Below are 21,028 nucleotides of genomic sequence, written 5' to 3'. Positions count from 1 at the left end.
GCTTCCTGCACCCAGCTCAGTCGTGCCCGTCCTCGTCATCATCGAGTTCGACCGCGTCTGGGTCGCGCAGCGGCCGCAGAACGCCGCCGGCCGGGGTGGAGGCGGTGAAGCTGTAGCGGCCCAGCACGTTGAGGTTGCGGTGCTTGAGCGGGGACAGCCGGGCGACGTCCTCGTCCGGGATCTCGTGACCCTCCGCGCGGAGCTGGACGACTACGGCATCGATATAGCGCGTCGTCCAGAGCACCACGGCGTTCAGGACCAGGCCGAGCGAGCCGAGCTGATCCTCCATGCCGTCCCGGTACGCCTGGTGGATGGTGCCGCGCTTGCCGTGGCACACGTCGCGGGCCAGCTTGTGCCTCGACTCCTGCACGGTGAGCTGCCGGTTCATCTGCCGCCGGTAGGTGTCGTCGACCGGGTCGACGACCCGCAGCAGGTGCTCGGTCTTGGCGATCCGCCCGTACTCGGCGAACGCCTGCCCCAGCGGGGTGGGGTGGCCCTCGCGGCCGAACATCCGCAACAGGTCGTAGGCGCGGACCTGGTTAGTGACCAGGGAACCGGCGACCCGCAGCATGTCCGGCCAGTGTGTGATCACCTTGTTCAGGTTGACCCGGTTGCGGGCCAGCGGCTCCAGCGGCCCGTACGTACCGGTCTCGACGCCGGGCAGGGATGCACGCCAGAACCGCTGGTCGTCCAGGTCCTTGAACCGGGGGCTGAAGTTGTAGCCCAGGGTGCGGAAGATCCCGAACACGATGTCGGAGTACGAGGCATTGTCGGTGGCGACCATCTCCGGTTTCACCCCGCCGTCCAGATTTAGAAGGGCGTCCAGGATGTGCAAGGAGTCGCGCGGGGTACCCGGCACGACCATCTGCCCGATGCCCGCGACCTGGTCGTTGACCGCGTTGAGCCAGGTGATGCCGCGCTTGAACCCGAAGTACTTCGGCGACGGGGCAGAGCTGATGGTCCGCACCGGGACGACGAACCGCAGCCCGTCGACCGAGGCCAGCAGACCGTCTCCCCAGTACCGCACGATCGGCACCCGGCCCTGCGCCTCGATCAGCGCGGCGTTCGCCGCGGCGATGGTGTCGGCGCGCAGGTAGAACTGGTCGACGTGCACCAGCCGGGCCCTCGTCAGCGCCTCGTGGGCGGGGTTGATGACCGGGGTCATGCCGATGTTGCACGCCTCCGAGACCAGGAAGGCCACCAGGGAGGTGGGCAGGTCCTTCATGCGGGTCGTCGTGCCGTCGGCCAGGTGCACGAAGGCGTCCAGGAACCCGGTCCAGCCGTGCACCTCGAACAAAAGCTCCGGCAGGTCGATCTTCGGGAGCATCTTCTCCACCCGGCCCCGCAGCCAGGCCAGGGACTTCGGCTCGCCCAGCGCGCCGAGCTTGGACACGTTCAGCTTCGCCCTCCCGCCCGGCGGGACCTCGATGGTGACCTTTATGTCCGGCCCAACGCTCTCCAGCCGCTCCGCCATCTGCTTCCACGCCGCATCCAACGCGCTGACCAGCGCGGCCAGGTGCTCCTCGACTGGCACGTCCAGACTCAGCCCGGCCAGAACGTCCTCGCGGACGGCCTCCCACTCGGTGCCGTCCAGCAGCCGGGCGCGCGGGTCGGACCAGCGGTGCGAGGGCGAGGCGAACACGTCCCGGCGCTGAAGGGCCCGGTGCAGCTGCTCCAGCACGCACACCACGTACGCGTCCCGGTCCACCGCCCCCGCCGGCAGCTCAGCGTTCGCGTACACCGCCTTGCGCCACGGGGCCGGCACCAGCTTGTCGTCGACCTCACGCGGCAGCAGCGGCTTGTCCTTCACCCGCCGCCGCGCCAGCGCGGGCAGCCGCCGCACCCCAGCCAGCACGCGGGCCCCTCCGCTCGCCGCGTCCAGCGCCTTCGACTCGCCCAGCAGCGACAGGAACGGCCGCACCGTGTTGTACCGGGTGGCCAGCGCCGCCCGCATCGCGACCGCCGCCGAGTCCTCACCCTCCGGCACCAGCGAGACCACCATCGCGGCCGCGCTCATCACCACCGCCCGCGGGGCGACCTCCTCCACCGCCCGCCACAGGGCCGCCGCATCCAAATCCGTGCCATGCGCCTCGACCAGCTCCAGCTCCTCGAACAACACCTTCGCCGCCCAAGCCAGCGTCCGCGACGCCTTCTCCAGCTGCGGCAGCGTCGACAGGCGCTCCTTGTCCGTGGCCCGCTTCGCCGTGCTGATCAGCCGCGTCGTCATCAGCACCGAGAACAGATCCAGCGCCTCGTCGATCGCCTTCGCCTCCAGGTGGCGCATCACCGCGGCGAGCATCGCCGTGCGCTTGGGCTCCGCCGCCCGCTCCAGACTCGCGGCCTTGGACCCCAGCCCGTACTGGGCCAAGGAAGCCAGCCGGTTCGGCGGGATCTGCGACAGCTTCAACCGGCCCAACTGGAACGCACCGATCTCATCGACCCGCTCCAGCGACCTCGCGAACGCCGTGCCTGTCGTCCGCGTCGGCGGCCGGCGCAGCCGCTCCAGCTCCGAGTACCGGCCGCCCTCCGGCGTCACCAGCGTGGCCACCAGGTCCGCCGACAGCGCCGGGTCCGCGCGGTGAGCGGCCCTGGCCACGGTGGCGTGCAGCCGCTTCTCTGCGATCGTGCGGACCTCGGACACCTGCCGGGCCAGCACGCTCACCCCCGGCAGCAGCACCCGGTTCCGCCGCAGCCAGCCCACCGCCTGGTTGAACAGCGCGACCGGCCCCTCCGCGTGCGTCCACGCCCGACCGTGCAGGAACGTACGGAACTTCCGCCCCCACTCCGGATCGTCGTACGGGTGGTAGCCGTAGGCGTCTCGGATCTCCCACCCGTGCTCGTACGCCGTCTTCGGCCGCTCGGTGTACCGCTTCACGCACGACGGGTCCTCGACGCCGAGCTGCACGGCCAGGTGCTCGACCACCGACCACGGCACCACCAGGGGGTTCTCCAGGAACAGCCCCACGTACCGGACCGTGCACATCTGGAGGGCAAAGCCCAGCTGATGATGCTTCGTACGCCGCAGCGCGATCAGATCCCGGTCGACGTCATCCAGGAAGAAGAACCGCTCCAGCTCAGGTCTCGTCGGCTCTTCGGCGAACTTCCCGTACGCCTCGGCCTGATCATCAGTTAAGAACTCCACCGGCATGACGCGGACCGTAGCCAGGCCCCGCGCGGGGCCGACGATCTTTCAGCGAACCCCCACTCTAGGGACGATCACTGTGCTAGCCAACCGTGATCAATCTCAGCGCCAACGGCTGTACCGATGTTCCCCAAGGCCGTTACTGAAGTCTTCCGTGCGGTCCGACAGCGCGGGTCCCGGTGCTCTCGCTGGAACCCGGATAAGCTCCCCATATCCGGCAACTGCGCTGGTTTCGAACGCGCCGAGGGGCGCCAGCCTGCAGGCTGGCGCCCCTCGCGGGCATCTGGCGCGCTGCCACCCGTACACCTGGCGTCCGGTCACCGGGCCCGTGACGGCCTCCTCGGCATCCAGCACGTCGAGTACGAGATCGGCGTCATCAAGATGCATTTCCTCGAACCGGGCATACGTGCGCTATGTGAGCTCCGAGGAGTTCACCAACGAGTTCATCCACTCCATCCGGGACGGCAAGGACGACACCTTCCGCAAGCGGTACCGGGAGATGGACATCCTGCTGGTCGACGACATCCAGTTCCTGGCGGACAAGGAGTCGATGCAGGAGGAGTTCTTCCACACCTTCAATACGACCGTCGACCGTCATGCACGCCGACCGCAAGCTCCGCGCTGGTGGCCGAGCGTCGCTCCATCTACAACCAGGTCACCGAGCTCACGAACCGCATCAAGAACGGCGGGCCAAGAATGACGGCATCGCGGGCGGCGGCGCCGGCGGCTCGATCGTCGCGTCCGCCCTCGGCACCACCGACCTCACCCGAAGGCCTAGGTTGAGTCCGTGGATTGCGAACAGCTCACTCCGCAACCACAAGGGGGACCACTCCGCGGACGACGTCGTGTTCCTGAAGCCGATGCCGGACTTCATCGTCGAGAAGGTCGAGGTCGTCATCGAGAAGACCTTCACGAGGTTGGTGTCGACGTAGCCGAGCAGGGTCGTGGACTCCGACTACGTACGTCACCAACGGCGCAAGGAGCTGGTGGAGAACGCCGTCGACATCAAGCGTGGCGTGAACCTCATGGTCAAGGGCGGCGAGTACGTCATGTTCATCGGCAACACGTGCTGGGGAGCGATAGGGGCAGAACGAGGAGCTCGGAATCTGTTGTACGAGGTCAGCAGGTTCAGACGCAGCTCAGTGGCGGTCCCCACACGCAGGACACGCCGACATCGGGATGTCCGTCACGCACAAGCCCGAACTGTACGGCGACCGTTCACGACGCGCTGAGCTGCAGTTTTCGCTCCTCGCCGCCTCGTTGTCAGTTCTGCGCCCATAATTCGCCCCCTGCTGCGCTGAGTTGAGCGCGAATGTCATCCGCACTGACTGTCAGTGTCGTGCCTTAGATTCGAGGCTGCGCCAACCCTTCGCATGACGAAGGGAGATCCTCCGGCGCGGCCCGCCTCCTACAGCTGCCGCGATCCGCTGGATCTCCCTCTCGCCTGTCGTCGGGTCCCACCGCTGTGATCGAGACAGGAGACCCATGAACGAACGTACCTCACGCCTAGGACATCGCCCCGCTGCGCCCTCAGCGGATGTGCCGCCGTTCCTTACGGTGCACACCACAGTGGTGATCCTGACAGCGCTGTTCATCGGCTGCGTGGTCGGAGGTCTTACCTTCCTCAGCGGCAGTCCGCTGGCCGCATCCGTCCTTGCCGGGCTGACCGGCGTGGGCGTCAGCGTCCCCGTGTTGCGCTCCCTGATCCGATAATCGGGAAGGGGCCGGAGGGTTGTGCCACATGGTCACCGGGGTCCAGGTAGGGCCGGACCCCGGTCGCCTGCCACGAGAGCGTCGCGGCCAACCCTCAGTTCGGGCACGTACTTGTACAGCGTCGTACGCGAGACACCGAGCAGCTTCGCGATGGAGGTGACCGTGTTCTCCGGCTGCGCGAGCAGGGCCCGGGCGTGCCGGATCTGTTCCTCCGTCATCGCCGGAGGCCGCCCGATGCGCTCGCCGCGGGCCCGCGCCGCCTCCAGGCCCTCGTGCGTGCCCTGCACGATGAGTTCCCGGATGAACTCCGCGAGGGCCGCGAACACGTGGAACACCAGCCGCCCGCCCGGGGTGGTTGTGTCGAGTGCCTCGTGCAGAGACTGGAACCCAATGTCTCGCTTGCGGAGACCCCCCACGATCGAGATCAGGTCCTGGATCGAGCGGCCGAGGCGGTCGAGGGAGGGCACCACGAGCGTGTCCCCGGGGCGCAGGTAGTCGAGCGTCGCCCGCAGTTCCTCGCGTTCGGCGTCCTTGCCGGACTTCTTGTCAGAGAACACCCGGACGCAGCCGGCCGCCGTCAGTGCGGCGATCTGGCGGTCGAGCAACTGCCCCTTCGTGGACACGCGCGCGTACCCGACCCGGGCGCCGGACGCATTGGTGGGGAAGGCTTCCAGCGGGCTCTCGGTGTCCGCCCACTCTGCGGGAGTTGTCGTCATGCCCGACACCGTACAGAAAAGGGCCACTCCGCGTTTCTGGACACGCATCTTTGTTGAACACCCTTGTTGGACGCCGGTACTCGGTTCCGGCCCGGCGCGTCGACGTCCCGGCACCTGTGTCCAACAATCGATCGGTTAATGGACAGCCCTTCGCGTACCCGACGTACGCGGATTGGGGAGTCACCCGCGCTCCGCACGTGACGCGTCACGGCGGAGGGGGCGTGTTCAGCACACCTGCCGCAAGAGGAGTCAGCATTCACTTGGCGGGCGAAGGCGCAGAGCCTCCTCGCGACTCAAACCGGCGGTGACGCGCAGTGGGAGCTCCGCCACCCGGCAGCCGTCCCTGTGACGGCCGCGTTCCCTGTGCAGCAGCCGGCGGACCAGTGACGGGTAAACCGCGCGGCAGAACGGGCACTCATCGGTGACCGGCGGCGGGGCTGACAGCGGCGGCCGCGGGGCTGACCGCCGCGGCGGCGGGGCTGACAGCGGCGGCGGCGGGGCTGACGGGCGCGGTCTCCGAGGATGTTCGGAGGGCGGCTCGCCGACGTGCGGCGTATCGCTGGTCACTGTGGCGTCCCTTCCCTTGATCTGGCCCGTGCGCGTCGGAGCCACCGCCGTTGCGTAGCAGCACGTGATGCCGCATCGCCCCATTCCAGCAGCACCCATAGCAGTTCTGAAGCCGTGGCGAGCGACACCATCCAGAACGCGGCCCAGCGCCAGCCAGCCTGCGCGGCATGGGCCGGCGGAGCCACGGCTAGGGAGATGCCGGCGCCGAAGGCGACCAGGCCCAGGTTGTAACAAAGGGCGGCTAGCCCCGTTCCGCGCCGCCAGCGGATCAGATCCTCGTGGCTCCGCTGCATCCAGAGTTCGCGCTCGTCGGCCGAGAGAGTGCCGTCGTAGTGCTCCTCGGCCTCGGACACGCTGTACAGGAAGGTACGGGCGCGGAAACCCCATTGCACACAGGCCACGAGTGAGATCGCTGCCAGCGCCAAGAGCAGAAGCGACGGTCCCGGCCACCTGAACTTGTCAGCGTCGGCAGCCAAGACGCCGAGCATCGCCACTGCTCCACCAGCCAGCAGGGGCGCGGCGACTGTACTGACTGACTCGATAGCCCGCCCGTACAACAGATCGCGCACGTCTTGAAGGGTTGCTGCGGCTTCCGGCATCCCACCCCCTTCGACCACGGTAGTGGCCATGGGCCCGCAGTACCTCCTCTTCGCCGAAGGCCGACGGCGGGCGATAGGGCGTAGCGCTCTGGGCCCGGTGGTGGGGGGTGGCGGCAGTGGGTCACAGGTCGGGCGGGGACGCCCCGGAGGGCCTGGCGGCCCTCCGGGGTGGCCTGGCGGGCGCCTTCGGCGCGTTCACCGCCAGACCATCCCGCGCGAGCGCGGGACGCCAGGCCGGGCGCCTTCGGCGCGTTCACCGGCCTGGTGGCTGGCCCTGCGCAGCAAGCTGCGCGCACCGGGCCAGCCATCACCGCCCTTTGCTGTGACCCACTGCCGCCACCCCCCACCGTCCCCGCCAATAAACCGGCTCTGACCTGGGCTTTTCGATGACTTGTGAGCTGAAATGCTGTAAAGTTTGTCTTGTCGGAAGGGGCGGCACACCCCGACCGGCGACCAGCATCGAGGGAAGGAAAACCCAATGACCCGTCAGTTGCTCCCCGCCGCTCTCGAGAATCGACGCAGGGACATCCCTGTCGTGGACTCGCTCCCGGCGAAGGGGTTCCCGGGATACGTGAACGGCCTCAGGCGCATGGGCACCGTCCACGACGTCTACGGCTGGACCAACGTGCACGCCCACATCAACATGTCCGCCGATGAGGCGTACGCCCTCACCGACAAGCGCAGCCCGCACGCCCTGTACGAGCTGATGCTCATGTCTGCCGGAGTCACCCCGCGTCCGGGGCTGCACGACCACTCGGCCGAGTTCGGCAAGGCGCTCGGAGTCATCGCGGCCCGGTTCGCGGAGCACTGCCGTGCCTACGAGCTGAGCCCGGTCGTCTCGTGGAGCTACGACCCGCACACCGTTGACCGCGAGTCCATCCAGGGTGAGAAGCGGTTCCACGCCCATTTGGTGGGACGCACGCAGGCGGAGCGCGCGGCCGTCGAGGCGCGAGCGGTGCGGGCGGGGCAGCTGTCCACCGTCCGGTCACGGCGGATCGTCGAGGAGGCGTCCGTTCTGGGTGCGCTGATCAGCGCGGACATTGTGGACGGCGATGCCCTGCGGGTGCTGGAGCCCGTACCGGCGCTCTCCACCCCCACGGCCACCGCTACGGCGCAGTTCCGCCTTCCGGAGGGATGGGAGAGCCTGGCCAGCCCGGAACTGCCCGCCGATCTGGCCTACGTCCACCGAAAGCTGCGGCGGATGTACGACGAGATCCTTCGTGTCTGCACCACCGGCACGGCCGGGGTGTGGCGGCGGCCCATGGTCCGGGAGTTCGACCCGCAGGAGATTGACGTTCCGCTGCGGGCGGCGACCCGGGCGGCGCTCGCGCACTACCTGCGGGGTCTGCGCCCCGAGCTTCTGTCCGAGCCCGTGGAGCGGTCTCGGAAGGCGTACGTCTACCCGCTGGCGGATCTGGCCTACGCGGTGACGATCGCCGAGCAGGACGGGCAGGTCTTCCTGCATCTGCGCACCAACGTGTTCAGCGACTTGGGAGGGGCGGGGATCAGCATCATGGACGGGGTGATCGTCAAGACGAAGAAGGGAGTGGGCGACATGAGTCCTGCCGAGACCGCCGGGCGGGCGGCGTTCCAGGGCGACTTCCTGCGGATGCTCCACCGCCACCCGCAGGCGGCGCGGGCGCTGTTCCCCCGCTTGTAGGACCCCAGGCCCGCCTCACGCGCCCCCCTCAAGATGATCTTGAGGGGGGCGGATGCGCGGCGAAAGGACAGCCGCAAGCGGCTGGCGTCCGCCCCCTCAAGCGCCCTTCGGGCGCGGGGCGGACCAGGGGAAACGCCGCCCCCTGAGTGGCCTTCGGCCACGGGCGGCTCTTTTCTGCCCTTCGGGCAGGCGCTGCGCGCCGGGCCCCTCCAAGCGCCCTTCGGGCGCGGGCCCGCCCCTGCGGGGCCAAGGAGCCGCCTCCGGCGGCACCCGCCCATGGTCCGCCCGAACCTCGACGCCCTGGTCTGAATCGCTGTAAGGTTTCTTGTGTCAATCCCCTTGTAGAGATGAGACGCGCATGCGACGGGTCGCACTGTTCGGGCCCCCCGCCACGGGAAAGTCGACGCTCGCCCGCTGGCTCTCCACGGAACTCGACGAACCCCACACCGACCTCGACGACATCCTGTTCACCGCTGAGGGGCCGCTGCCGCTGGAGGAATTCCGCCGGCAGGCAGCAGAGATCACCTCCACCGACGGATGGATCGTCGAAGGGAACTTCTCCAAGCTCGCAGACGTCGTCTGGCACCGGGCCGACACCCTGATCTGGCTGGACTTTCCTCTGCCCCTGATCCTGTACCGGATCACCAGCCGCAACCTGCGCCAGCTGGCCGGCCGCGAGGACAGCGCACAGGCCCGGCGTCTCACCTGGTCCACTGCGTTCTTCGCCCGCCGGTCACTCCTGCGCACCGCCATCCGCAAGTACCGCGCCAACCGGCCCCGCTACGCCCGGCAGATGGCCGAGACCGCCGGCCTCGGCGTCGAGGTCGTACGGCTCCGCAGCCCGCGCGAGGTCCAGCGCTGGAGGCAGCGGACAGCGAAAGGGCCGGCGGAGAGCCGCTCACGAGCGGCCCGGCACACCACCGGCCCTTAACCAGCATCTCCGCGACCGACATGACGCCGGCGCAGGGAAGCCTCACCAGCGTACAAGGCGCCCTGGCGGCGACGACCTGAAGGAACACAACCGAGTGATCCCCCGCAACCGCCCCGTGATCAACGAGCGGGACATCGCCCAGCAGGCCGGTGTCCCGCTCGCCACCTGGAGGCGCCGTGACGCACCCGGATTCCGGCAACGCGTGCCCGCGCTCTTCGACAGCCGCGTACACGTCTACGACCAGGCCCAGGCGCACGCCTTCCTCAACGGACAGCCCATCCCCCCGCTGCCCGCCGAGCCACACCCCGACGATCTGCTCAACGACGAGGAGGCCGCAGCCCTGCTCGGAGTGACACCCGGCACCGTCCGCGCCTACGCCAGCCAGAGCTACCTCCCACGAGGCACAACCGTCTACAGCCTCCGCCTCTGGACCCGCCAGGACATCGAGACCCGCCACGACACCCCTCCCCGCCAGGGGCAGGGCGGCGGACGCCCCCTCGGCAAAGGCGGCCCCAACAAGGCCCATGCCTACGAAGGCGACCCCCGCCTGTACATCGCCGCAGAAGCTCTCACCACATCGCCGGGGACCCCCCGCACACACCTCGCTGCCGCCCTGGCCAAGCAGCACGGCAGTTCCACCCGCACATGGGAGCGCCTGCTCACCCAGGCCGCCAGCACCCCCGCCCAGTGACGACCGCCGTCCACCGCTCACATATCAGCGTTGTAGAAAGCCGCATGACGGGCACTCAGGGGATACCATGACAACAGCGGATCTATCGGCCACTGAGAGTGTCACGGGCGCGCAGCACAGCTAGCCGCAGGCGGCGACGGCGAGCTTCACAGCGGGGATACGGCCGCGGGCATCGCCGTCACCGCCGGCCCTCGAACTCGCGCTGCACGTGACAGCCATGGGTCTGCCGACCTTCCTGACCGGTTGATGGGTCTTGCCGCTCCAGGAAGAGCTGACCGCTGTTGTTCCGGGCGTACATGCCCATCTCGTCGGCGACGAAGGTGACCTCGAGCTTCCCAGAGGGGCTCGTTGTGGCCTACATGCTGCCGATGCCGTCGGTGGCGGCGTCCTCATTACTTCTCGCCGTCGCGGACGTATCGCCAGAAGACCGGGCTGTATCTGCGTGGTCGGACTGGGCACGCGGCTTCTCAGCGCCTTTGCGCTTCTTGCGGCCGGTGGTGGTCGAAGTGGCCGCCGAGGGCCTCGTCGACGGAGTCGTCGATGATCTCCCAGAGCCAGAGCCGAGCTGATGTACATGCCGGGTCACTTGCGGATCGCCGAGCCACCCAAGCCTCCGGAGGACTCTCAACCTTGTAGTTCAGGTTCGCGGTGTTCGGTTGCTTCCCTTGCCGAACACCGCGCCCTTGTTCATCTCGACGAGGGTGATCTAGTCGACGTGCACGGAGTGCATGAGCCTGTGGGCATGGCCGGGCCACCGAATGTGGCCCGGCCGACGCTGGTCAGCGGTGCTGCCAGCAGTAGATGACAAGGGCGGCCGCCCCGTAGAAGGTCGCGTTCATCGCTATGCGGGTCAGCTCGTCGCTGGCCGCGGCGACCAGGCGCCGGAAGTGCCTTCGGCCTGGTCCAGTGGTGGCCTGGTCAGGTGCTTCGCCGAGCGGCGGCCCTTCCAGATGCTTGCGTTGACAGTGGTGGCCCGTAGGCTCTTCCTTGGTGGAAATCCCGTCCTCCTTAGTCGTGGATCTTCTCCGTCTTCCGGCGGCCTCCTGTTACGAGCAGGGGGCCGCTGCCATGTCTGGCAGCGAGCCCGTCAGGCCGCCGGGGAACAGTCTGACGTACGGCACCGACAGCCCGTGCGGGTCGCGCGGCCAAGTCGCGAGAACATCAAAGGAGTTGAGGAGCGCGTTGAGTGGCCCGCGTTGGTAGGTGCCCACGTCAGGGCACGACGCCGTGTGCGAGCTACCCCCGGACGTTCTCGATCACGGGCTTCCTCGGCGCGCGGCACCTTCCCACCCAGGGCTCGCCTGAGGTGGTTGTTGATAAACCTGCCGAACTTGCCGCCGGCGTGCAGCTTGGTCACGGTCTCGATGTACATGCCGCCCAGCCTCTTGCGGATCGTTGACGCCAACCTCGGCCGTGAAGCGCTCAAGCCGCTTCACGGCGCGAGGCATATCGGAGATTCCGCCGGAGGGCGGTGGCGTGCAGGGTGCTACTGCTGGCGCAGCAGCACGTGAAGGATCGCGACGATTGCGACACCGACCAGAAGCGCCGTCCCGAACGTCGGGTGCTGCAGAGCCACATACGTTGCTCCGCCCCCAGCGAGGAGCAACACCGCGGTTCGCCCATCAAGAGAACCGTTCACGCCCTAGCACCCCCGGCCAGCCGCCGGGAGGTGCCTCCAGGTCCAGCATGGGGCTGCTGCGCTATGGGCCTGGGATCTGTAGCATTCGACATGTCGTGTTCCTTGCTTGAGGAATTGACGCTTCGAGAAAGCCACCCCCGGACCTCATGGGCTAGCACCTGCAAGGTCGGGGCGGTGGCTTTCCGCGTTCCACGATACCTTGCTTTCGAAGGTGTCGTGGACCATTCCCCCAATGCTTCGTGTACTAGTATTCTCACATACCTTGGATTCCAAGGCTCCAGCTGGGTTGTGGTCGCCGCGCGACAGGCGTACGCCGTGGGCTGCGTGTGATCGCCTGGAGAACGGGGCCGAAAACCTTTGGCCCGGGCGCGCGGGATGATGGGGCGCGAGCACCGAGGCGAGGAGCAGCGCGTGGGGACGACCAGGCACCTCGCCCGGCTGCAGTTCGAGGAGAACGGCCCGATCGTCGAGGGCCAGTGGACCGTCCCGGGTACCGCCCAGGACCGGTACACGGAGTGGGTCGGGCTGTACGGCACCGGCCCGGCCGTGGTGATCCGGCTCATCGAGGAGACCGACGGCCGCGAGCGCGTACGCAAGAAGTGGACGGCGCAGGGCGAGGTCGAGGGACCGACGAGCTGACCGTCCCGGCGGTCCCGTGCGGTGCGGGAGCATGTGCGCCATGCCTAACACCGTGTGGACCCTTCTGGTGGCCGCTGTCACCGCCGTGGTGACCGCTCTCGCGGTCGGTCTGTTCGTCACCCCGCGGATGGAAGCCCGCAGGAAGCGGTTGGGCGAGGTCCACACCGCCCGGGACACCTTCGGCGCGCACATGATGCGGATCATCTCTGCGTCCTCGCTGCTGCAGAGGATCCAGCTCCCGCTGGCCGACGATCCCGGTTGGACGCCGGTCATGCGTGAACGACTGGCGGGTGAGCGGGAACGTTGGCTGCAGCAGCTCGACGACGCGACGAGGTGGCTGATCGACAACGTCGCCACGTACGCCGGCAGCTGGCCCATGTCCCACCTCATCCAGTTCGCCGTCGACTACGCCGGCAACGTCCGCATGGTGGTGCTGTCCGAGCGCGAGGAGGACACGAAGCTGGAGCTGCTGCTCGCGCTGACCGTGCCCGTTCAGCGCCAGTTCTTCGGCTGGCCCTGGTCGCGCGCGCGGCATGCCCTCGCTGACCGCCGGGCCTTTGCCGAGACCCTCGCTCTCATCGGCGGCGAGCCCACGGCGCCGTAGGGCTGCGCATAACCAGAGGGCTGAAGATCGGCGACCGATGGGAGGACAACGCCCTGATCGGGGTGCTGTTGAGGCCGCCTGGGTCAGCGCCCGCGAGAAAGTCGTGTGACTCTCACCATGCGGCGAGGAGATCACCGCAACCCTCGCAGAGTCGCCTCCTCTGATGCGGCGACGCTGTCACCTGCACTTTTTACGCACGAACTAAAGACGGGCAGACCCTGGAACAGAAGGTAACTCAACTCTGCTCAGTCGTTCCCTCCGGTCATTTTTGATCTTGACAATGAGGTCGTGGGCGGCCAACTGACCTGCCTCTCAGTCGAGTTCGGCCCAGTACTTTGATGCTCCAGCGACCTGAACCCGCGCACGACGAAGGGGAAGCCCGGCCGGCCTCGCAAGCAACGGCCGTGCTTCCCCTTCAGATCACCAGGGTTGTGGTCCACCTGATCCAGCGCGGAAGAGAAGGAGCACCCGGTGACGACCGACGACGCTACACCCGAGACCATCCGGCCCAACGGCACAGACCTGGCCCCGCGGCCAGGAGCTCAGGCGCTCGCCTGGGCGCCGTACATCGTCGTTGCCCTCTGCCTCACTACCGCCCTTGTTGTTTACCTGAAGGGCGGCCCCGTAGAGCTGGCCGTCGCGATGGTCCTCGCGGCGGCAGGGCTCGGCGGAGGGGTCCAGATCAGCATCCACATCCGCCGCTAAGTGGTCGGGTCGCCCGGGGGAATCTCGCCCCACGGCCGCAGCACGCACACGATCACGCCCATGGTGGCGGCCGTCATGGGCGCATTTTTCAGTCGCCGCGTTCGGCGCGCGCCGCTCGTACGCTCGCTTCCAGGGCGGCCATCAGGTCCACTGCCGGCACCGTCTGCGCCGGCGCCTCGGCCAGCTCGTCGCCGCTGGCCTTTGCCGCGATCAGCTGCTCAAGGGCGTGTCCGTACTCGTCGTGCAGCTCGCGCTTCTCGACACCCGTCAGTTCCCTGATCAGCACTTCGGCCAGCGCCAGCTCCCGGTCGGTGACCGGCGCCGACGGGGCCAGATCACCGGGTTCACGCAGCTCGTCTTCCCAGAGCAGGGTCTGAACGACCAGCACGCCACGGCGCGGGCGCAGCAGTGCCAGGCGCTCCCGGCTTCTGATGGCGAGCTTGGCCACGCCGACCATTCCGGTGCGGGCGAGGGCCTCCACGAGCAGCGCGTACGGCCTCTCGGCGCCCGGACCTCCCGGGCCTGCGTAGTAGGGCCGGGCGAAACTGATCGGGTCGATGTCCGCGCCCGGCACGAAGCCGAGCACCTCGCAGGTGTGCTTCGTCGGCAGCGGCAGGCGCTCCAGGTCCGCCTCGGTGAGCGGCACCACGCTGCCGTCGGGCATCGCGAAGCCGCGCCCCACTTCCTCGTACGGGATCTCCCTGCCCTCGGCGCGACAGAAGCGCCGGTGCTCGACTCGGCTGCCGTCGGCGGCATGAATCTCGTGGAGTCGCACGGCGTGCTCCTCGGTCGCCCCGTACAGCCGGACGGGCAGCGCGACCATCCCGAACTGGATCACGCCGGACCAGATGGCCCTCATGACTCCAGAGTCAGCCGCTGCCCGTCAGGGCGCATCCCGCGTGTCTCCCCATGCCCCAAAAATCGAACACGTGCTCCAATCGGGCCATGGCGCGAAACAGCTTCCCCGACGACCTGGTGCAGGTGCAGCGCGACTGGATCCGCACATACGAGGAGCTCGCCCACCGCTCCCCCGTGGCCGACACAACGGCGCTCCGGCGCCGCCTCATCCTGCTGTCGTGCAGCTTGGCCGGTCACCCGTTCTGGACCGAGGCGGGCCGACCGCCGGCGGCCCGGGTGGAGCTGCGGCACCACGCGCGTGCGCGCGGCTGGACGGAGACGGCATGAACGAGGTCACCGAGACACAGCGCCGGATCCTGATCTGTGTCCGCGAGTGGATCGCCGAGCACGGCGAGGGCGGTCAGCAGGTCGGTCTGTCCAGCACGAGTTCGACGGCGTACCAGCTCGGGAGGCTGGAACGGCACGGGCTGATCAGCCGCAGTGCCCGGAGCTGGCGCTCCATCCGTCTCGTCTGACGGTGGCTCGCCAGGGGCCCGGCCCTCCTGACAGGATCAGCGCATGCTCATCACGCCCCGGCCGGGAGCCGACCGCAGAAACAACCTCCCATGCGGCAGACTTGTCAACTAAGCTTCAACTCATGACCGTGATGGAGAGGAACCTGTCAGAGCTGTTGAACAAGCCGAAGGCGACGCTGGCCGCACTCCGGGGGGCCCGCCGGATGCTCCTCCGGCGTCGAGACGACGAGGACCTGGTGCTGACGACGGCCGCGCGGGCCGAGCAGGACCAGGAGGTGATGGGCGCGACCAGCCGCATGTTTGTGGAGATGATGCGCACGCCGGCAGGCCGCACCCTGGTGCTGGACGTGCTGCCCGCCACCTTCCCGTGGGTGCGCTACCTCCCCGCGCACGACGTGCGCGAGTTCTCCGTCGAGCTGGTCGACGCCCTGGGCGCTGCGACCGAGCTGGACAACAACTCGGCCGTCGCCCAGCTCATCACCGAGTGGCGGCACACCGCCGAGGTGCACGCCGACCCCGAGCTGTACGCCGCGCTGACCACCGACTCCGGCGAGGACTTCGGCCCCGTGCCGGAGCCCGGCGCGGCCGCATGAGCCCCAAGCGCGGAGACCGCGCAGCACCGCCGCCCGCCGCGGACGAGTGGGACATCCGATTCGCCAACGGCGAGGCCGCCAAGGGCTGGGAGCAGCTGGGCGCGCAGGCCGCGAGCAATACCCGCACCGCCTGGATCACCATGCGGACCGACCCGGCCCCGGCCACCCGCACCGACCGCCACCACCGGCTCAAGGGCGAGCTGGCCCGCGGCACCCACCGCGGCGAGACGATGGACCGCTGGCAGATCGAAGTCACCGCCGGCGGCCGTATCTGGTACCTGCTCGACGTCGACCGGCGCACCGTCTGGATCGACCGCGCTTCGACCGGACACCCCAAGGCCACCGACCGCTAGACGAGACCGGCCACCGGGCCCCAGCTGCAATCTGCAGCCGGGGCTTTGTCGTTGGCGCGGCACAGCCGTACAGCCGAGGTCGGACAGACCGGCAACCGTCACATGGCACGCGTAGCCGCGAGCGCTGCCGTCTGCAGCCGGGACGGGGTGCCAAAAGACGGCAGGCAGCGAGGGGAGGGGTGGCCGCTTGCGCCCGGCCAGGCGTCCGCCGCGCACAGCTGGGCCGACCGCCGTACTCCCGCCGTCACGACCGCGGCCGCGTGAGGAGACCGCACCGTCCGGCCGTGGCTGAGGGGGAGCAGTTGCTGCCGCGCGGTGGCCGAGCCCGGTGGGGTCGCTCCGCGTCGGCCCGGGTCTCGTCGTGGCCGAGGAGCGTGTCGTCGGTGGTCGCTTCCCGCCGCGCGGAACCACCGCCCAGGGCCGTCGTCGCCTTCCTGCCGAGCGCTCGCCACGGTCGGCGAGCGCACCCGCCGAGAGTACCTCGATCGCATCTCATTTCATTACGTCGCCGCGATGAGATGCGATGCAATGCGATGTGATAGAATCGAGTTCCAAGGACGGCACGGACCAAGGAGCGGGCATGCGGCGGATCGAAGGTCTCCCCGAGTCGGTATCGAGCGAGCAGCAGACCGAGCAGAACGGCGCCGTCGAGACCGAGGAGGCGCCGCGGTGCGGGTTCCCCGGATGCGGGAACCCGCCGGAGGCCAAGACGGACCCCAGCGCGCCCGGCCCGGCGCCGAAGTACTGCGACCGGCCCGACCACACGGCGCTGACCGCGTGGCGGGCGAGGAAGTCGAAGAAGGCCGGCGCTGCCGCCGGTGGTCGCCAGGCCGAGGAGCCGGAGACCGACCGGATCGTCACCAGCGCGGCCGCGGACTCCGTGCTCGTACGCGAGAACGTCCTCACGAAGGTGGAGGAGCTGCGCGACGAGCTGGAGCGCTACGTCGGCCTGCTGCAGACCATCACCGACCCGGAGGCCGCCGAGGCGCAGATGCTCGCCGCCGAGTCCCGCGCGGAGACCTCCATCGCCCAGGCCAACGAGCGGGCCAACACCGAGCGCAGCAAGCGCATCAACGCCGAGGAGGCCGCGAAGGCTGCCGCAACGGGACAGGCCGCCGCGGAGGAGGCCACCGAGCTAGCCGTGCGTGAACTCGACGAGGCCACCACCCGGTTCGAGCAGGAGACCGCGCGCATCACCGCCGAGGCGGAGCGGGCCGTCGAGACCGCCCAGCGCGAGGCCGCCGAGTTCGTCGAGCAGACGCAGGCCGAAGTCGAGCGGCGGGTCGCCCAGGTCGAGGAAGCCGCCGCCGAACGGGTCCGCGTAGCCGAGGAAGCGGCCGGCAAGGCCCAGCGCGACGCCCTGGCCCAGGTTGAGGAGATGCGGGAGACCGTCGCCCAGGGGAAGGCCGCCGCCGAGCGCGTCAGGGTCGAAGCCGCCGACGTCGCCGAGAAGGCCCGCGAAAGTGTCCGCGTCGCCCAGGCCGCGCAGCACGACGCCGAGGAAGCCGCCCGCCGCGCCGCCACCGACGCGCAGGCCAAGGTGGATGCCGCCCAGTCCGTTGCCAAGGAGCTGCGCGGTGAGCTGGAGAGGATGCGCAAGGAGGCCGAGAGCAGGGCCGCCCGGATCACCGCACTGGAGACGAAGACCGGCGAGCTGTACGAGGAGATCCGCAAGACGGAGACCCGCGCCAGGGACGCCGAGGAGAAGACCCGCGAGACCGCGCGCGAGCTGCAGGAGCTGCAGGGCCGGAAGAAGTAGGAACCAGCCAGAGAGTCGGAGTTCCGCCAATCTAGTCAACTAGGTTGACGCACAGTCACAGTGCGGCGCAACCTGGTTGCATGACGAAGACTCAGGAAACTGTCGCCATGCCGCCCCAGCTCACTGTCCGCGAGACCACCCCCGACCAGGCGCCGCCGATGCCCGACGCGGAGAAGGCCCGCCGCTACCTCGACAGCGAGGGCCGGTACGCCGAGGGCAGCATCCACGCCAGCGCCGGGCACTACCAGAAGCTCGTGCTGCACGTCCGCACCGGGGAGTTCTACTTCCACTGCAGCGACTGGAGCGTCCGCCGCAACCCGAACAAGGACGACCACTTCCCGCCCTCCGAGGGCGTGTGGTCCCCGTTCCACTGGCTCCGCGTCGCCGACATCCTGCACTGGACAATCGACTCGCATCACAACGTCGCCGAGCGCCCGTTCCTCACCCTCGAGGAGGGCAACGAGTTCGCCCGCCAGGTCGCCCCGCTCGCCGATGCCCTGCTGCGGAACCTGCAGCCCGTGCCCGGCACCAACGCGTACGACTGGAGCGCCGAGGCCGCCAGCGCGGGCATGGACATCCAGGCCGCTTGCACCCGCCACCAACACCCGCCGAAGGGCCGCCGCCCCGAGCTCGTGAACATGGCCGAGGCCGTCTCGGTCTTCCCCGAACTCGTCCGCGACAGCTGGGCCACCCTCGACGATATGCAGCTCGACGAGGAGGCCGAGCACCTCAACCGGTGCGGACTGCACCACAACCCCGCCATTGCCGAGGGCCTCGGCATCGACCCCGACGCCCACCGCGCTTCGCTCGTCGGCACCCGCGCGTGGCTGTACGAACACCGCCGCAAGGCCGCCGCCGGCCGCCCGACGCTGAGCGCCGCCGTCTGGCTCGCCACCCACCCCGCGCTCATCACCGCCGACACCACCGACGCCGAGCTGGAAGCCGTCCCGGAGAAGGCCAGCGCGGCCGCGGACGCCCAGGGCATCGTGCTGCTCGACAACACCAAGTACGTGGCGCACGACCGCCGGACGCAGCTCCGCAAGGAGGTCCTCGACGAACTGGCGACGTACGGCGAGGCCCGCGCAGCAGCCGAAGCCGAGGTGAAGAGTCACCGCGCAGCCGTCTACGCCCGCCTGTACCGGGCGTTCGCGTGGGAGGCCCGCCCCGAGATCACCGACACCGACCTCGGCAAGCTGGCCCACATGAGCCGCCAGGCCGTCAGCAAGCTGCGCGAGCCTCTCGACAAGGACGAGGAGACCGTCGATGCCTGACCCGATCACCGGCGAGGGGTTCAACGCACCGTCGCCCGAGGTCGCGTACATGGGAGCCCCGGACATGGTCGAGGAACTCCTCGCACTCACGCGGATCGCCACCCGGCTGCAGGCCGAGGCCGCAGACGCGTCCGCACACGGCGAGCCGTACGAGCCCGACGAGCACGCCGGACGCCTCTACCTGCTCCGGCGCGCGGCCCTGGCGGACCGGCTGTCACTCGCACACCCGGAGGTCGAGGAGTTCCTCACCGACGCCGTACAGCTCTCCCAGAACCTGGCCCGGTTCGACCGCGAGCACGACACCCACGTCGGCCCGCACGGCCCCAGTTCGATCGAGTGGGACCCCTCGGCCAGGCCGCACGTGCGTCAGGAGTACGACCACTGGGAATGGTGACCCCGCCCGCCCAGGGCTGAAACGACGACGAGCACCAGGACGACGACAAGGAGGAACTGATGGCAGAGCCCGAGCCCGTGCCATGGGCACTCCTGGCGGCCGACGCCGCGACGGTCGAGCGCTACCGGGCCAAGCTCTACGACCGCGGCCCGGACCAGTGCGCCTACTTCCTCGGAGCGATCAGCAGCTCCGGCCACGGCAAGCTCCGCGCCGGGTCGAGGAAGACCGGCACCTCTCGCGTGGTCACCGCGCACGTCCTCGGGTTCGTCATCGCCAACGGCGCCCAGGCCCTGGCAGCCGGCGCCGTCGTCCGCCACGCATGCGACGAGTCCAGCTGCCAGCTCCCCGCCCACTGGGTATCCGGCGCACGGCTCGACAACATCCGCGACTACTACGCCCGCAGCCACCGGGCCGGGCACGCCCTCGGCGACGTGCGCGGCCCGGACGGACGCGCCGTCGCCATCCGCGACGCGATCCTCACCGCCCAGGCGACCGGCGCCGACATTGAGGCTGCTATCGCTGCCGCGATAGCAGCGGGTAACCCCTCGGGCGCCTCCCAGGACACCCTCTTCTGACCCTCCCCCGGTAACAGTTGGCACCGCCGCCCGCCCGTTGATCAAACCCCATGCACATGGGGAAAGGAGTGACCGCATGACCGACCCGAAGACCGACCCGGGCCGCGAGGGCACCCGGCTGATTGCCGCGCTGGAGAAGTGCTGGGCCGCGATCCAGAAGAACCACCCCGACGTGCCACCGGTCCTGTTCATCAGCGGAACCGGAATCCCGCGCAGGCAGACAGAGAAGCCCCGGCAGAGCACCGACGCACCCCGCCGTCGGCACTACCCGACCCGGGGCCACCACTGGGCCGACCGGTGGGCCGTGGCCGAGGCGGAACAGCGGCTGGCCGAGCTGTTCGTGGCTGGGGAGACGATCCGCGACGGGGGCGAGGAGATCCTCAAGACGGAGCTGCATGAGGCGGCTCACGCCATCGCCCATGTTCGACGTATCCAGGACACCTCCAAGGGTGACCCCCGGTGGCACCGCAAGGAGTTCGCGCAGCTGGCCCGCGAGGTGGGACTGGAGCCGCCCCGCAAGAGTGAGAAGCCGTTGGGTTTCTCCAATTGCACCCTCACCGACGCGACCCGCAAGAAGTACGCGGGGATCATCCGCCAGCTCGACGGAGCCGCCCTCCCCGGGCTCGGCGCCGACCAGGAGGCCGCCGTCGAGGAGCCGCCGGCCCCGCCGGAGCCTCCCGGCTCGACCAACGGCAAGCGGGTCAAGGTCGAGTGCGGGTGCAAGCCCGATCCGCGGGCGTTCCCCGTCACGCCGAAGGTCCTGGCGGAGGGACCGATCATCTGCGGACTGTGCGCGCAGCCGTTCGTCCTCCCCGGCGAGGAGGACCAGGAGGACGTCGTCGAGGTCGAGCCCGGCGACGATGCGGTACCCGAGCCGCCCGCCGACGAACCCGCCGTCACCCTCCCCGAGCCCCGCGCGGCCGAGCCCGCCGAGAGTGGGGTTTCCCCCATGCGCATGGGGCATTGACCTCGCCCGGACCGGCCGCGCGAGCGCGGCCCCCGGGGTGGCGTGGGCGGTCGGGTTTCCCCATGTGCATGGGGCTCAGCCCGGCGCCGGCGCGCGAAGCGCGCGGCGGAATCGGCCGCCGCCGCCGAAAATCACTC

The 21,028-nt window shown here is 69.4% G+C and carries 21 protein-coding genes and 1 pseudogene; 18 read left to right on the top strand and 4 right to left on the bottom strand.

Annotation, left to right across the window (positions count from 1 at the left end):
* Positions 1 to 16: 16 nt before the first annotated feature.
* The gene (locus tag OG966_RS40210) at positions 17 to 3,148 is read right to left on the bottom strand and encodes a Tn3 family transposase (protein WP_326655655.1); all 3,132 of its coding nucleotides are present in this window, start codon (positions 3,146 to 3,148) and stop codon (positions 17 to 19) included.
* A 400-nt stretch (positions 3,149 to 3,548) separates the two neighbouring features.
* Here OG966_RS40210 and OG966_RS40205 point away from each other — a divergent pair.
* From OG966_RS40205 to OG966_RS40195, 3 genes and pseudogenes are all read left to right on the top strand, one after another.
* A pseudogene (locus tag OG966_RS40205) lies at positions 3,549 to 3,842 on the top strand (DnaA ATPase domain-containing protein); the annotation flags it as partial.
* A gap of 79 nt (positions 3,843 to 3,921) precedes the next feature.
* Positions 3,922 to 4,074 (top strand): hypothetical protein, encoded by a 153-nt coding sequence (locus OG966_RS40200; protein ID WP_326655654.1) that lies wholly within the window; start codon positions 3,922 to 3,924, stop codon positions 4,072 to 4,074.
* Positions 4,075 to 4,627: 553 nt separating this feature from the next.
* Entirely contained in the window at positions 4,628 to 4,855 is a 228-nt protein-coding gene (locus OG966_RS40195; protein ID WP_326655653.1) for a hypothetical protein, read from the top strand.
* 32 nt (positions 4,856 to 4,887) lie between these two features.
* Here OG966_RS40195 and OG966_RS40190 read toward each other — a convergent pair whose 3' ends face one another.
* Together OG966_RS40190 and OG966_RS40185 are read right to left on the bottom strand one after the other, a co-directional pair.
* Positions 4,888 to 5,571, bottom strand: coding sequence for a recombinase family protein (locus tag OG966_RS40190; protein WP_326655652.1), 684 nt, complete (start codon positions 5,569 to 5,571; stop codon positions 4,888 to 4,890).
* A gap of 563 nt (positions 5,572 to 6,134) precedes the next feature.
* On the bottom strand, positions 6,135 to 6,767 hold the full coding sequence (locus OG966_RS40185) for a hypothetical protein (RefSeq protein WP_326655651.1): 633 nt from the start codon (positions 6,765 to 6,767) through the stop codon (positions 6,135 to 6,137).
* A 448-nt stretch (positions 6,768 to 7,215) separates the two neighbouring features.
* Between OG966_RS40185 and OG966_RS40180 the strand changes: the two genes are divergently transcribed.
* From OG966_RS40180 to OG966_RS40155, 6 genes are all read left to right on the top strand, one after another.
* Positions 7,216 to 8,397, top strand: a complete 1,182-nt coding sequence (locus OG966_RS40180; RefSeq protein ID WP_326655650.1) for a hypothetical protein — start codon at positions 7,216 to 7,218, stop codon at positions 8,395 to 8,397.
* A gap of 358 nt (positions 8,398 to 8,755) precedes the next feature.
* Positions 8,756 to 9,328 (top strand): adenylate kinase, encoded by a 573-nt coding sequence (locus tag OG966_RS40175; protein WP_326655649.1) that lies wholly within the window; start codon positions 8,756 to 8,758, stop codon positions 9,326 to 9,328.
* 94 nt (positions 9,329 to 9,422) lie between these two features.
* Positions 9,423 to 10,019, top strand: coding sequence for a DNA-binding protein (locus OG966_RS40170; protein WP_326655648.1), 597 nt, complete (start codon positions 9,423 to 9,425; stop codon positions 10,017 to 10,019).
* Positions 10,020 to 12,069: 2,050 nt separating this feature from the next.
* Positions 12,070 to 12,297, top strand: coding sequence for a hypothetical protein (locus OG966_RS40165; RefSeq protein WP_326655646.1), 228 nt, complete (start codon positions 12,070 to 12,072; stop codon positions 12,295 to 12,297).
* A gap of 40 nt (positions 12,298 to 12,337) precedes the next feature.
* Positions 12,338 to 12,901 (top strand): hypothetical protein, encoded by a 564-nt coding sequence (locus tag OG966_RS40160; RefSeq protein WP_326655645.1) that lies wholly within the window; start codon positions 12,338 to 12,340, stop codon positions 12,899 to 12,901.
* A gap of 471 nt (positions 12,902 to 13,372) precedes the next feature.
* Complete coding sequence (locus tag OG966_RS40155) at positions 13,373 to 13,606, top strand: hypothetical protein (RefSeq protein WP_326655643.1); 234 nt, start codon at positions 13,373 to 13,375, stop codon at positions 13,604 to 13,606.
* 88 nt (positions 13,607 to 13,694) lie between these two features.
* Here OG966_RS40155 and ku read toward each other — a convergent pair whose 3' ends face one another.
* Positions 13,695 to 14,465, bottom strand: a complete 771-nt coding sequence (gene ku / locus OG966_RS40150) for a non-homologous end joining protein Ku (RefSeq protein WP_326655642.1) — start codon at positions 14,463 to 14,465, stop codon at positions 13,695 to 13,697.
* Positions 14,466 to 14,551: 86 nt separating this feature from the next.
* On the opposite strand from ku, the gene OG966_RS40145 reads away from it, so the two are divergent.
* The 9 genes from OG966_RS40145 to OG966_RS40105 all read left to right on the top strand — a co-directional run bounded on the left by OG966_RS40145 (position 14,552) and on the right by OG966_RS40105 (position 20,891).
* A complete protein-coding gene (locus OG966_RS40145) occupies positions 14,552 to 14,791 on the top strand; it encodes a hypothetical protein (RefSeq protein WP_326655641.1) in 240 nt (79 codons plus the stop codon).
* Complete coding sequence (locus OG966_RS40140; protein ID WP_326655640.1) at positions 14,788 to 14,979, top strand: LexA family protein; 192 nt, start codon at positions 14,788 to 14,790, stop codon at positions 14,977 to 14,979. The genes OG966_RS40145 and OG966_RS40140 overlap by 4 nt, the downstream gene beginning before the upstream one ends.
* Positions 14,980 to 15,101: 122 nt before the next feature.
* Positions 15,102 to 15,572, top strand: a complete 471-nt coding sequence (locus OG966_RS40135; RefSeq protein ID WP_326655638.1) for a DUF6247 family protein — start codon at positions 15,102 to 15,104, stop codon at positions 15,570 to 15,572.
* Positions 15,569 to 15,925 (top strand): hypothetical protein, encoded by a 357-nt coding sequence (locus OG966_RS40130; protein WP_326655637.1) that lies wholly within the window; start codon positions 15,569 to 15,571, stop codon positions 15,923 to 15,925. The genes OG966_RS40135 and OG966_RS40130 overlap by 4 nt, the downstream gene beginning before the upstream one ends.
* A gap of 580 nt (positions 15,926 to 16,505) precedes the next feature.
* A complete protein-coding gene (locus OG966_RS40125; protein WP_326655636.1) occupies positions 16,506 to 17,684 on the top strand; it encodes a hypothetical protein in 1,179 nt (392 codons plus the stop codon).
* Between the two features lie 80 nt (positions 17,685 to 17,764).
* Positions 17,765 to 18,955: a hypothetical protein gene (locus OG966_RS40120; RefSeq protein WP_326655635.1), complete on the top strand. Its 1,191-nt coding sequence runs from the start codon at positions 17,765 to 17,767 to the stop codon at positions 18,953 to 18,955.
* Complete coding sequence (locus tag OG966_RS40115) at positions 18,948 to 19,349, top strand: hypothetical protein (protein ID WP_326655634.1); 402 nt, start codon at positions 18,948 to 18,950, stop codon at positions 19,347 to 19,349. The genes OG966_RS40120 and OG966_RS40115 overlap by 8 nt, the downstream gene beginning before the upstream one ends.
* Positions 19,350 to 19,408: 59 nt before the next feature.
* A complete protein-coding gene (locus OG966_RS40110) occupies positions 19,409 to 19,924 on the top strand; it encodes a hypothetical protein (protein WP_326655633.1) in 516 nt (171 codons plus the stop codon).
* Positions 19,925 to 20,000: 76 nt separating this feature from the next.
* Positions 20,001 to 20,891, top strand: coding sequence for a hypothetical protein (locus OG966_RS40105; protein WP_326655631.1), 891 nt, complete (start codon positions 20,001 to 20,003; stop codon positions 20,889 to 20,891).
* Positions 20,892 to 21,028 lie beyond the last annotated feature (137 nt).

The sequence above is a fragment of the Streptomyces sp. NBC_01750 genome (assembly GCF_035918095.1).
GTDB lineage: Bacteria > Actinomycetota > Actinomycetes > Streptomycetales > Streptomycetaceae > Streptomyces.
The sequence above is the reverse complement of the archived record's forward strand: the minus strand, read 5'-3'. Positions and strand labels throughout refer to the sequence as shown.

Excerpts from the sequence above, each read along its gene's own strand:
- OG966_RS40125 (WP_326655636.1), top strand. The coding sequence starts at position 16,506 with ATGCGGCGGATCGAAGGTCTCCCCGAGTCGGTATCGAGCGAGCAGCAG.
- ku (WP_326655642.1), bottom strand. The coding sequence starts at position 14,465 with ATGAGGGCCATCTGGTCCGGCGTGATCCAGTTCGGGATGGTCGCGCTG.
- OG966_RS40110 (WP_326655633.1), top strand. The coding sequence starts at position 19,409 with ATGGCAGAGCCCGAGCCCGTGCCATGGGCACTCCTGGCGGCCGACGCC.
- OG966_RS40210 (WP_326655655.1), bottom strand. The coding sequence starts at position 3,148 with ATGCCGGTGGAGTTCTTAACTGATGATCAGGCCGAGGCGTACGGGAAG.
- OG966_RS40185 (WP_326655651.1), bottom strand. The coding sequence starts at position 6,767 with ATGGCCACTACCGTGGTCGAAGGGGGTGGGATGCCGGAAGCCGCAGCA.
- OG966_RS40115 (WP_326655634.1), top strand. The coding sequence starts at position 18,948 with ATGCCTGACCCGATCACCGGCGAGGGGTTCAACGCACCGTCGCCCGAG.
- OG966_RS40190 (WP_326655652.1), bottom strand. The coding sequence starts at position 5,571 with ATGACGACAACTCCCGCAGAGTGGGCGGACACCGAGAGCCCGCTGGAA.
- OG966_RS40140 (WP_326655640.1), top strand. The coding sequence starts at position 14,788 with ATGAACGAGGTCACCGAGACACAGCGCCGGATCCTGATCTGTGTCCGC.
- OG966_RS40180 (WP_326655650.1), top strand. The coding sequence starts at position 7,216 with ATGACCCGTCAGTTGCTCCCCGCCGCTCTCGAGAATCGACGCAGGGAC.
- OG966_RS40130 (WP_326655637.1), top strand. The coding sequence starts at position 15,569 with ATGAGCCCCAAGCGCGGAGACCGCGCAGCACCGCCGCCCGCCGCGGAC.
- OG966_RS40175 (WP_326655649.1), top strand. The coding sequence starts at position 8,756 with ATGCGACGGGTCGCACTGTTCGGGCCCCCCGCCACGGGAAAGTCGACG.
- OG966_RS40160 (WP_326655645.1), top strand. The coding sequence starts at position 12,338 with ATGCCTAACACCGTGTGGACCCTTCTGGTGGCCGCTGTCACCGCCGTG.
- OG966_RS40135 (WP_326655638.1), top strand. The coding sequence starts at position 15,102 with ATGACCGTGATGGAGAGGAACCTGTCAGAGCTGTTGAACAAGCCGAAG.
- OG966_RS40145 (WP_326655641.1), top strand. The coding sequence starts at position 14,552 with ATGGCGCGAAACAGCTTCCCCGACGACCTGGTGCAGGTGCAGCGCGAC.
- OG966_RS40120 (WP_326655635.1), top strand. The coding sequence starts at position 17,765 with ATGACGAAGACTCAGGAAACTGTCGCCATGCCGCCCCAGCTCACTGTC.
- OG966_RS40195 (WP_326655653.1), top strand. The coding sequence starts at position 4,628 with ATGAACGAACGTACCTCACGCCTAGGACATCGCCCCGCTGCGCCCTCA.
- OG966_RS40105 (WP_326655631.1), top strand. The coding sequence starts at position 20,001 with ATGACCGACCCGAAGACCGACCCGGGCCGCGAGGGCACCCGGCTGATT.